9 protein-coding genes are annotated in these 11,167 nt (G+C 65.7%); 7 read left to right on the top strand and 2 right to left on the bottom strand.

Features of this window, described 5'->3' with window-relative positions:
• The 4 genes from AC1DP3_RS16305 to AC1DP3_RS16320 form a co-directional block, all read left to right on the top strand.
• Positions 1–371, top strand: a 371-nt coding sequence (locus AC1DP3_RS16305) for a glycoside hydrolase family 2 TIM barrel-domain containing protein (RefSeq protein WP_477295092.1), incomplete at its 5' end; no start/stop codon positions are given.
• A 37-nt stretch (positions 372–408) separates the two neighbouring features.
• Positions 409–3,075, top strand: a complete 2,667-nt coding sequence (locus AC1DP3_RS16310) for an alpha-L-rhamnosidase (protein ID WP_477295094.1) — start codon at positions 409–411, stop codon at positions 3,073–3,075.
• A 102-nt stretch (positions 3,076–3,177) separates the two neighbouring features.
• On the top strand, positions 3,178–3,522 hold the full coding sequence (locus AC1DP3_RS16315) for a hypothetical protein (protein WP_477295096.1): 345 nt from the start codon (positions 3,178–3,180) through the stop codon (positions 3,520–3,522).
• 354 nt (positions 3,523–3,876) lie between these two features.
• Positions 3,877–4,080 carry a hypothetical protein gene (locus AC1DP3_RS16320; protein WP_477295098.1) on the top strand — a complete coding sequence of 68 codons (204 nt, stop codon included), beginning with the start codon at positions 3,877–3,879 and terminating at the stop codon, positions 4,078–4,080.
• 159 nt (positions 4,081–4,239) lie between these two features.
• On the opposite strand, the gene AC1DP3_RS16325 is transcribed toward AC1DP3_RS16320, so the two are convergent.
• Entirely contained in the window at positions 4,240–5,253 is a 1,014-nt protein-coding gene (locus AC1DP3_RS16325; protein WP_477295100.1) for an SDR family NAD(P)-dependent oxidoreductase, read from the bottom strand.
• A 37-nt stretch (positions 5,254–5,290) separates the two neighbouring features.
• The gene (manD, locus tag AC1DP3_RS16330) at positions 5,291–6,529 is read right to left on the bottom strand and encodes a D-mannonate dehydratase ManD (protein WP_477295102.1); all 1,239 of its coding nucleotides are present in this window, start codon (positions 6,527–6,529) and stop codon (positions 5,291–5,293) included.
• Between the two features lie 187 nt (positions 6,530–6,716).
• Here manD and uxaC point away from each other — a divergent pair, with 187 nt between their 5' ends.
• The 3 genes from uxaC to AC1DP3_RS16345 all read left to right on the top strand — a co-directional run bounded on the left by uxaC (position 6,717) and on the right by AC1DP3_RS16345 (position 11,163).
• Complete coding sequence (uxaC, locus tag AC1DP3_RS16335; protein WP_477295140.1) at positions 6,717–8,111, top strand: glucuronate isomerase; 1,395 nt, start codon at positions 6,717–6,719, stop codon at positions 8,109–8,111.
• Complete coding sequence (locus AC1DP3_RS16340) at positions 8,108–9,514, top strand: mannitol dehydrogenase family protein (protein ID WP_477295104.1); 1,407 nt, start codon at positions 8,108–8,110, stop codon at positions 9,512–9,514. The genes uxaC and AC1DP3_RS16340 overlap by 4 nt, the downstream gene beginning before the upstream one ends.
• An 86-nt stretch (positions 9,515–9,600) precedes the next feature.
• Positions 9,601–11,163, top strand: a complete 1,563-nt coding sequence (locus AC1DP3_RS16345; RefSeq protein ID WP_477295105.1) for an ABC transporter substrate-binding protein — start codon at positions 9,601–9,603, stop codon at positions 11,161–11,163.
• The last annotated feature ends 4 nt before the right edge of the window (positions 11,164–11,167 follow it).

Genomic DNA, 11,167 nt, shown 5'->3' on the forward strand with positions numbered 1-11,167 from the left:
GGTATCAGGACACCGCGGATCTGGAGTCCGCCGCAGCACACCTCGAAGCGGAGCTGCGCGCCTGGGAAGACAAGTTCGGCAAGCCCATCGTCATGTCGGAGTTCGGGGCCGACGCCGTCGCCGGGCTGCACACCGTGCTGGACCAGCCGTGGGCGGAGGACTATCAGACCGCGTTGCTGACGACCTACCATCGCGTCTTCGACCGCATCGATTCCGTCGTTGGGGAGCACGTGTGGGCGTTCGCTGATTTCCAGGCGATGCCCATCACTCAGCGCGTGGACGGCAACAAGAAGGGCGTCTTCACCCGGGACCGTCGCCCAAAGGGAGCGGTGCACGCGCTTCGGGCTCGCTGGACGGCGATGAGCGCGTGAGTTCAGGACGGATGCGGATGAACCCCGGACCACTGTGGTGACACCGACTGCTACGCCACGCAGGCCCCGGGCGCTGCAGATCGACGCCGGTGGTGACGCGTTCATCGTCAGCGGCAGCCATCCGCGGCTGTCGTTTCAAGTGCCGGAGAGTATCGGAAGGCAGAGCTCGTACACCCTTGAGGCCGTGGTGGACGATGCGGCACAGCCCAGTGTGTCTGCGAGTGGTGGCCAGCACCTGTTCCTTGAGTGGCCGTGGGCGCCGCTGCGGAGCGGGCAGCGCGTGCAGTGGAGAGTGCGGGTCTCCGGGACAGCAGACGTGTCGGAGTGGTCCGATCTTCACGAGTTCGAGGTGGGGCTGCTCGATCAGGACTGGCGAGCGGAGTGGATATCACCGATTGAGGATGTAGCCGCCGGTCAAGGTCAACGCCCTGGTTATGTGCTGACCGCAGATTTCGACCTGCCGGGCGACGGCGCAGTATCCGCTCGCCTCTACGCCACCGCCCTCGGCCTCTACGACGCACGCGTCAACGGCAAACGGGCGGGAACGACGGAACTCGCCCCGGGATCGTCGTCCTACGACCGCACCCTCTATGCGCAGGCATATGACGTCGGTGACGCCCTTGTTCGCGGCACGAATCGATTGGAGCTGCTGCTGTCCGACGGGTGGTTTCGCGGCGAGGTTGGCGCGTATCGTGTGCCGGCCGGCTGGGGTGAGCGCAYCGGCGTGAGGGCGGAGCTGCACATCACGCTTGTGAGTGGCGAACGGCAGATTGTGCGAACCGACGGCACGTGGACGAGCGGCCGTAGCACGTTGACCAGAGCCAGTCTGATGGGCGGCGCAACGCTTGACCTCACGGCACCGCCGGCGCGAGAACACCGCGCACGAGTCGGCGTCGTCGACGCGCCCGCCCTCTCATGGTCACCCGCTCCACCCGTCCGCGTTGTCGAGACACGCGCCCCCGTGTCCTCGCGAAAGCTCCGTGACGGTGTGTGGGTGTTGGATTTCGGTCAGAACGCGTCCGGGTGGATTCGAATGACCGATCTCGGCCCCGCCGACACCCGGACGATCATCGATCATGGTGAGTTCCTGGCATCCGACGGCGACCTCTCAACAACGCACCTCGATTCCACGCGTCCCGGGCAGCCCACCAAGGAATTCGTGCAGCGCGACGAGGTGGTCTCCGATGGGGACAGCGGCAGACACTTCGAACCGCGACACACCATCCACGGTTTCCAGTTCGTGCGGATCACCCGCGACGGAGCCCGGTTCGATCCTTCGACGGTGTCGATGCAGGTCGTCCATACCGATCTCCGTCCGGTCGGCGGCTTCGCCTGCAGCGATGACGATCTCAACCGGCTCCATAGAGTCGCCGACTGGAGCTTTCGCGGCAACGCCGTCGACGTTCCGACGGACTGCCCGACACGGGAGCGGCTCGCCTGGACGGGGGACTATCAGGTGTTCGCGCCCACCGCGACGCGACTTTACGACGTTCTCGGCTTCTCCAGGAAGTGGCTGCGGTCGGTACGCGACGATCAACTGCCCGACGGTCGCGTGGCCAACTTCGCGCCGGACGGGCGAAGGATCAAGCTCAAGCTCGACGACCAGTTCGCTCAGATGACGGGTTCCGCCGGGTGGGGCGACGCCATCGTCGCGGTGCCGTGGGAGATGTACGAGTCGTACGGCGACATCGAAGTGCTCGCCGAGAACTGGGACGCGATGACGCGCTGGGTCGAGTGGGCGCTGTCCACGGCTCGGACCGCCCGGCATCCTTCGCGCCGGCAGCGATCTCCGGAACCCCTTCCCCACGAAGAATTCCTCTGGGACGGGTCGTTTCACTGGGGCGAATGGATCGAGCCGAAGCAGAAGGACGCCGACGGCAATTCGATCAATCCTGTACACCACAAYCCCATGGCGTGGTTCACCGCGGACAAGGGCGAAGTCGGAACGGCCTATCTGTATCGCTCGACCCTCACGCTGGCGCGCATCGCGCGGATTCTAGGACGCGTGGGCGACCGCGATCGCTACGACGATCTGGCGGCGCGCATCCTCAGCGCGTGGCGAACCGAATTCCTGCGCGCCGACGGGCGCACGGTTGCCGATACTCAGGCGGCCTACGTCCGTGCGATCGCGTTCGGCCTTGTGCCCGACAGCGTTCGCGGAGCGGCAGCGGCCCGGCTCGTCGAGCTCATCCGGGAGGCCGGCACCCACCTGGGGACCGGGTTCCTCTCCACGGGGCACCTGCTGCCGGTGCTCGCCGACACGGGATTCGCCGATGTCGCCTACGAGCTCCTGTTCCAGCGCTCCGCGCCGTCATGGCTGTATATGCTCGACCGCGGTGCCACCACCATCTGGGAGGAGTGGGAGGGCATCGACGAGCAGGGGCGCGCCCACGAGTCGCTGAATCACTACAGCAAGGGCGCTGTCATTCGGTTCCTCCACACTCACGTTCTGGGCTTGCGGCAGGAGCCAGGATCGGTGGCGTGGGAGTCATTCGAGGTGGCGCCAGTGCCCGGCGGCGCGCTCAAGTGGGCGCGAGGTCACCACGATGGTCCCCACGGGCGCATCGAGGCGGAGTGGAAACTCATCGGGGATGAGCTGGAGGTCACCGTGGTCGTCCCACCTGGCAGCGCAGGGACCGTCGTGTTTCCGTCTGGCCGCAGCGAGCCTGTCCCCGTGGGTCAAAGCACGCTGCGCGGGCGCTGACCCCGACCAAGCCGAAGGCGACACCGTCCCCGTTCGCCGCCTCGGTCAGGGATCGCTCTCGTCAGTGCGACGCTCGGCGTGGGTGGCGCGCTGGGATTGCCAGTGGCCGCCCTCGTCACCGAGTACCTCGACTGGCACGCCCTCTTCTGGGTCGCAGCCGCGATCTCGGCGCTCTCGTTGGGATTGTTCGCCGCCGTGATCCCCACGAGCACGCTGCGCACCGGCGGTCGGCTCGACCTGGTCGGCGCGCTCGGGCTCGCGCTTGGACTCACGGGAGTGCTCCCTGCGATATCCAAGGGCGCTCAGTGGGGGTGGAACGCGCCGATCACCCTGTTGTGTCTGATCGGGGGAGTACTGGTGTGCTGCTGGCGTGGGGATGGTTCGAGCTCAGGGCCGACAACCCAATGGTCGACCTTTGAGTCAGCGCACGGGGACCCGTTCTGCTGACCAACATCGCCTCCATCGCGATGGGGTTGCGCTGTTCGCATCGAGCATCGTCTTTCCCCAGCTGCTCGTGCTCCCGACACGGACGGGCGGACTCGGATTGTCGCTGATCGCGACGAGCTTCGTCCTAATGCCAGCCGGGCTTGCCATGCTGGCCATGTCACCCGTGGCCGGGAAGGTGGAGCGCTGGGTCGGTCCTAAACCGCTCTTCGTCATCGGCGCGGTGGTCATCGCCGTGGGCTACCTCGGCGCCCCGACCTCGAGGTGTGGCATGTCCTCGTCGTCAACGTGCACATCGGTGTGGGCATTGGTCTGGGGTACGCGGCCATGCCGACGCTGATCATGCAGTCTGTGCCCGTGAGCGAGACCGGCGCCGCCAATGGACTCACCACCCTCATGGGCGCGCTCGGGACGGCCATTGCAGCAGCCGTGGTCGCAGTGATCCTCGCGGAGTCTGCAGTGGCCTTCGAAGACACGCTCGTGCCGAGCGATGCGGGCTTCCAATCGGCGCTCATTTGCGGTCTGCTCGCTGCGTGGCCTGCGCGATCATCGYGGCGCTGATTCCGAAGCCGACCCCGCATCCCGCGGAGGTCCCGTCGCTGCCGGAGGGCGTGCTCTGAGTCCGCTTCAGTCCGAACTGAGAGGGTGACCGCCGTCAGATGACCGAGCCCCCGCGACCGTGGGATCCGGGTCGCGAGGGCTCTGTCAGAACTGGTTGGGCTACTGCACCGACCAGCCGCCATCGGAAGCAAGGACCGCTCCGTTGATGTTCACGCCCTCATCGGACAGCAGAAATGTGATGGATGCGGCGAGTTGCTCGGCCGTCGCAATCGTCGGGATCATCGCTTGGAAAGGTTGCAGGCGCGCGGAGCCCTGCTCCGACATGTGCGGCGGCATCGGGATGCCGGTCGCAACACCACCCGGTGCCACCGCGTTGACGCGGATGCCCTTCGGGCCGTACATGAATGCAGCCGACTTTGTCAGGCCGATGATGCCGTGTTTGGAGACGGTGTACGCGTTCCCCGATGAGTTGCCTCGCAACGCCGCTTCGCTCGCGACATTCACTATCGAGCCGGATCCGGCATCGATCATGGCGGGGAGCACCGCCCGGAGCACCTTGAACGCTCCCGTGAGGTTGATCGCGATGACCCGGTCCCACACCGCGTCACTCGTCTCGTGCGCGGGCGAGAAGTCGTCATTGATGCCGGCGACGTTCGCCAGAGCGTCGATCCGACCACCCGCGGCGGCGACGATCGCGTCAACGTCCTCCTGAACTGTGATGTCGGCGCGCACGGTCACGATGTCGAATTCCTCGTGCGCTGCTCGCAGATCGTCGAGGCGTTCCTGGGAGACGTCGACGGCGATCACGCGCCCACCCTCCCGTGCAATGCGCGAAGCGGTTGCGCGCCCGATGCCCGAGGCTGCCCCGGTCACTGCGACCGTCTTGCCGGCGAAGCGACCCGTGTGAGGTCGTTCCACCCAGCCCGCGGGGGCGCCCTCGGCGGGCATCACACCGTCGTTTGCGGCCAGGACGAGCTCGTCGACTACGGACTGCGGCATCTGCCCCGCGCTCGCGGCGACGAGCTGCTGCAGCGGCAGCCCGCGCAGCGGGGCGAGCATCTCTTCCTGAGCACCGGTCTTCTCCAGCAGCCCTCGAACGAGCGGGCCGCCCTTCGGATGGTCGAGCCAGTCGCCGATGGAGGAAGCAGCGGTCAATGGAGCATTCTTCGTCATAGGGTGTGCATCTCTCGGTGGGGGAGCGGCTGGCAGATCACCAGTCATGGACTGTGCCGTCGAGCAGCCGGTTGTAGGGAAGGTAGGCCTGCTCGTACGGGTACTTCCCCGCCTCGTCGACGTTCAGTTCGACGCCGAGGCCGGGCTTGTCGCCGGGGTGGAGGAAGCCGTCGGTCCAGGTGAAGGACTGCTCGAAGACCTGGTCGGTGCGCGCGCCGTGGCGCATGTACTCCTGGATGCCGAAGTTGTGGATCGCGAGCCCCAGGTGCATCGCGGCGGCCATGCCGACCGGTGAGATGTCGGTCGGCCCGTGCATGCCGGACTTGATCTGGTACATCGCGGCGTAGTCGAGTGTCTTCTTCAGCGGCGAGATGCCGCCCATGTGGGTGACGGCGCCGCGAACGTAGTCGATGAGCTGATCTCGGATGATGTCTTTGAAGTCCCAGATCGTGTTGAAGATCTCGCCGATCGCCAGCGGCGTCGTGGTGTGCTGGCGCACCAATCGCAGCGCTTCCTGGTTCTCAGCGGGAGTGCAGTCCTCGAGCCAGAACAGGTCGTAGGGCTCGAGGTCCTTGCCGAGCCGCGCGGCCTGGATGGGCGTCATGCGGTGGTGACCGTCGTGCAGCAGCGGGATGTCGGGGCCGAACTCGTTGCGGACCGCTTCGAACACGCCCGGCAGGTGGTTGAGGTAGGCGCGGGTGTCCCAGTCCTCCTCGACCGGCTTCGCACCGCGCCGGGCGGGCTCGTGGTCGTACCGGACTGTCGCGTCGCCGACGTCGGCGCCCTGCGCGGCGATGCCGTAGATCGCCTTCAGCGTCGGAACGCCGGTCTGAACGCGGATCGCCTTGTACCCCTGCTCCTGGTGAGCACGGATCGAGTCGAAAAGCTCGGGCAGCTCCTTGCCGGACGCGTGACCGTACGCCATCAAACCGTTCCGCGATGCGCCGCCCAGCAGCTGGTAGACCGGCATCCCGGCCGCCTTGCCCTTGATATCCCACAGGGCCATGTCGACCGCCGCGATCGCCGCCATCGTCACCGGTCCCCGCCGCCAGTACGCGCCGCGATAGAGGAACTGCCAGGTGTCTTCGATGCGCGATGCGTCGCTGCCGATCAGCAGCGGAACCACGTGCTCCTTCAGATACGCGACCACGGCGAGCTCGCGTCCGTTCAGAGTCGCGTCCCCGAGGCCTGTGATCCCATCCGCCGTCGTGATCTTCAGAGTCACGAAATTGCGGTCGGGACTCGTCACAATGACTTCTGCTTTGTCGATGAGCATCGGTGGCCTTCCATTCGGGGCACAGCCGCGGCTCTTTGATGCGCGGYGATGCGGGCCGGTTCAGTCAATCAGACGCGAAGCATTTTGGCAAGCGGTTGCATGGTATCGCGCTAATCAGATTGAACGGTGCATGCGGTGTGTTCTGCAACCGATTGACAAGCCACGTCAAAGCTTGGATCATGAAGGAATGTCTTCCTCCCAACGTCGTGACCCAGATCGGCTGCTGCCCGCCGACCCGCGAACGCGCGAGATCGCGCGGCGGCTCTATGAGGCCATTGCCAATGCGCCCATCGTCTCTCCGCACGGGCATGTGCCGGTCGAGTGGCTTCGCGATGACACGCCATTCGAGAACCCCACTGCACTCCTGGTCACGCACGACCACTACGTCACTCGCATGCTGCACGCCGCGGGGGTGGACTATGCACAACTCGGGCTCGGCGGCCACGCTGCGGACCCGCGCGAGGTGTGGCGGATCCTCGCGTCGCATTGGCACCTTTTCGCGGGGACGGCATCGGGCTATTGGCTCGAGGAGGAGTTCACCCAGGTTCTCGGAATCGATGCGGAGCTCAACGCCGACACCGCAGATCACTTCTACGACAAGATCGCCACGCAGTTGGAATCGCCCGGTTTCCGACCACGTGCTCTGTTCGAGCGGTTCCAGATCGAGGTCCTGGCGACTACGGACGATCCTCTTGACGATCTGTCCGCCCACGCCGCGCTGCGTGGAGTTCTCCCCGGGCGCGTGCTCCCCACCTTCAGACCCGACCGCTACCTCGATCCGAGCGTGGAGGGCTTCGGTCAGCGGGTGGAGGCCCTCCTCGGGCTTACGGGGGAGCGCACCACGTTCGATGGATACCTTCGTGCGCTGGAGGATCGCCGGGCGCATTTCGTGGCTCACGGAGCGGTGTCCGCCGACCACGGTGTGGAGCAGCCCGTTACGGTCGACATGGACTCCGTTGATGCGCAATCGCTCTTCGCTGCCGTCATCGACGGCTCGGCCTCCGCCGCGGAGCGATCGACTTTTCGTGCGCACATGCTGTTTCAGATGGCCCGGATGAGCGTGTCCGACGGGCTGGTGATGACGGTGCACGCCGGCGTGCTGCGCAATCACAGTTCGGCGGTGCACCGTCAGTTCGGGGCCGACACCGGGCACGACATCCCGGTGGCAACAGACTTCGTGCGCGGACTCCGGCCGCTGCTGGAACGCTTCGGTCTCGAGCGGGACTTCCACCTGGTGCTCTTCGCCGTGGATGAGACGGTCTATTCGAGGGAGATCGCTCCGCTCGCCGGGTTCTACCCCTCTGTATTCATCGGTGCACCGTGGTGGTTCCTCGACGCTCCCGATGCCATCGCACGGTTCCGCTCCGCCGTGACTGAAACCGCAGGCTTCTCGCGCGGGTCGGGATTCATCGACGATACGCGAGCGTTTCTGTCCATCCCCGCTCGTCATGACACGGCTCGCCGAGCCGATGCGGCGTTCCTTGCCAGGCTGGTGGCGGAGGGCCGGCTGAATTTGCGCGATGCGGAGCGGATCATCGTCGATTCGGTCGGCGCGCAGCCCAAGCGGGTGTTCAAACTGTGAACGCTTCTCCGCTGCATCGCGCGGTTCCCGCGCCGCCCGTTCGTATCGTCCACCTCGGGCTGGGAGCCTTCTCGAGATCACACACTGCGTGGTACACGCATTCCAGCCCCGACTCGGACGACTGGGGGATCGCCGCGTACACCGGCCGCAGCCGAGAGCTCTCCGATCGCCTCACTGCCCAGGACGGGCTCTACACCCTCATCGAGCGAGACGATCAGGGCGACAGGCATGAGGTCATCACCAGCATCTCTCGCGCCCAGCGAGGTGACGACATCCCGTCCTTGCTGACGGACCTGACCGCGCCTGAGACGGCGATTGTCACGCTGACGATCACCGAGCTCGGCTATTGCCTCACTTCGGACGGCGAGCCGGACTTCGATGATCCGCGCGTGGCGCGTGATCGCGATGAGTTGCGCTCGGTTGCAGACGGTCGTCTCGGTCTTGCGGAGGCGCGCCCCGTGACGGCGCCCGGTCGGCTGCTTCTCGGGCTGGAGTCCCGTAGGCGCGCAGGCGGCGGCCCGCTGGCGGTGCTCTCGTGTGACAACCTGCCGGACAACGGCGGGCGTCTCCGCCACGGTCTGACGGAATGGGCAGCAGGCACCGCGTCTGATCTGGCTCTTTGGATCGAGGACAACGTGTCATTCGTGTCCAGCTCGGTGGATCGCATCACCCCCAGGATCTCCAGCCACCAGGAGGAGGTTCTGCGCGCGACGTATGGCGACCTCGCCCCGGTCGTTGCCGAACCGTTCCGCGACTGGGTCATCAGCGGCAGCTTCCCCGCGGGTCGACCGGCATGGGAGGGTGCCGGCGCCCGGTTCGTGGATGACCTCGAACCCTGGGAGGCCCGCAAGCTCTGGCTCCTCAACGGAGCGCACACGCTCTTGGCATGCCTGGGACTGCTCCGCGGGCACGCCACCGTGGCTGACGCGATCAAAGATCCCGTGTGCCGGTCGGCCGTCGAGGAGTTCTGGGATGATGCTGAAGCCGCGCTCCCAGCTGGCCTTGGCGTGCCTGCGTACAGGGCCGCCCTCTTATCCAGGTTCGCCAATCCGCGCATCGAGCATCTGCTGAGTCAGATCGTGCAGGACTCGAGCACCAAGGTCCGGCTGAGAGTCGCACCTGTCGCCGAGATCGCCTTGGCGAACGGTCGCGATGCGCGTGGGTGCGCCCTCGCCGTCGCTTCATGGATCGTCGCGCAGGCGACGGGCCTCATCCCCGGTGCGTCGGTCGAACATGCGGCTCACGGGTCAGTGGCGAGCTCCATCGGGCAGCTGGGAGAAGTGCTGGCAGCAGACCGAGGTTTCGTGTCGCGGGTGCTCGAACTCGTGACGACGCTCTCATCACGAACGCAGTACGAGTATTTTGGATCGAATTTAGGCAATCGGTTGTCAAAAGATCGCTGAGCTGATTTACTTGGCGTTAGCGGAACCACAGGCAGACCACAGCAAGCGGTTGCCTCCGCTTCCCTCATCCAAAGGAGTATGAAACGATGTCGACTTCCCGATTCCGCTTCCGCGGCCTAGCCGCTGTCACGGCGCTGGTCGCAGGGGCAATGGTTTTCTCCGCCTGCAGCGCGCCGGATTCGTCTTCGACGAGTTCAGCGTCCCCCGCAGCAGAGGCTGGCCCTGCGCCCGACCTCGCGATCGCAGCTGTCTCCGCACCGAACTCTCTGGACCCCGCGCAGCTGGTGGACGGACAGCAGATGTACGTGTGGTCGTCGATCTACGACACCCTGCTGGCCCGCGACAGCTCGACGGGAGAACTCATCCCCAATGCCGCGACCAGCTGGGAGTACAACGGGGACGGCACCGAACTGACCCTCAAGCTGCAAGAGGGCATGACGTTCAGTGATGGTGCGCCCGTCACCGCCGACGACGTCGTTGCGACCATGCTGCGCAGCAAGAACACCCCCGGAATCGTGCAGCCGCGGTATGGGCTCGTGTCTGACGTGACCGCTGTCGATGACCTGACTGTCAAGGTATCGTTCACGGCCTTCGACCCGCAGTTCCCCTGGCTGCTCGCTCTCGGCACCGGCGCGATCGGAGATGCCCGCTCGCTCGACGACCCCGCCATCGCCACGAACCCCGTCGGTTCCGGGCCCTACACCCTCGACGTTGCCAACACCGTCCCCGGCACCAGCTATGTGCTGAAGAAGCGGGACGACTACTGGAACGCCGATGCCTACCCGTTCCCCACCCTCACAGTTCGCGTCCTGCAAGACCCCACCGCATCGTTCAACGCACTGCAGGCAGGTGAGATCAACGCAGCGACCGTTCAGCCCCAGGTCGAGGGACAGCTCGACCCGAACAAGTTCACTCTCTCGAAGATCGGCGCGCAGGCTGTGGCCTATGTCGACATCCTCGATCGCGCTGGAGACAAGTTCCCCGCGCTGGGCGACCAGCGGGTTCGTCAGGCCATCAACTACGCGATGGATCGCGAGGGCATCCTCAAGGGCCTCTACGCGGGTAATGGAATGGTGACCGAGCAGGTGTTCAACCCTGCCGGCGAGGTCTACGACGAGTCATTGAATGACACCTATTCCTACGACATCKAGAAGGGCAAGGAGCTCGTCGAGGAGGCCGGGTATGCAGGGGAGACGTTCCAGATCCCGAGCACCTTCCTCACCACGTCGATCGAGCCGACCCTGTCGCAGGCGTTCGACGACATCGGCCTCAAGTTGGAGTGGGTGGCCGTGCCGCCGCAGCAGGCCCAGTCCGCTCTGCAGTCGGGCGAGTTCGGACTGACGTTCCAGATCACCGGCTTCAACTCGGATCCCGCCGATGCATTCACTCACTACAGCATCAACGGTGACCGCAACCCGCAGCACTACACTGACGACACCCTCGACGAGCTGTTCGGCACGATCAACTCCACAGTCGAATTCCAGGACGCGGTACCGACCTACCAGGAACTTAACGAATACGCGATAGACCAGGCATTCGAGGCACCGATCGTCTTCCTCGGAACCACCTGGGCATCCACCGACGGCATCGAGATCGTCAACTACGGCGGCGCACCGTCCACCGTCCGAACGTTCACGTTCGGCGGCTGACCCT

The sequence above is a fragment of the Microbacterium sp. P5_B6 genome, from assembly GCF_056400345.1.

Excerpts from the sequence above, each read along its gene's own strand:
- AC1DP3_RS16325 (WP_477295100.1), bottom strand. The coding sequence starts at position 5,253 with ATGACGAAGAATGCTCCATTGACCGCTGCTTCCTCCATCGGCGACTGG.
- manD (WP_477295102.1), bottom strand. The coding sequence starts at position 6,529 with ATGCTCATCGACAAAGCAGAAGTCATTGTGACGAGTCCCGACCGCAAT.
- uxaC (WP_477295140.1), top strand. The coding sequence starts at position 6,717 with ATGTCTTCCTCCCAACGTCGTGACCCAGATCGGCTGCTGCCCGCCGAC.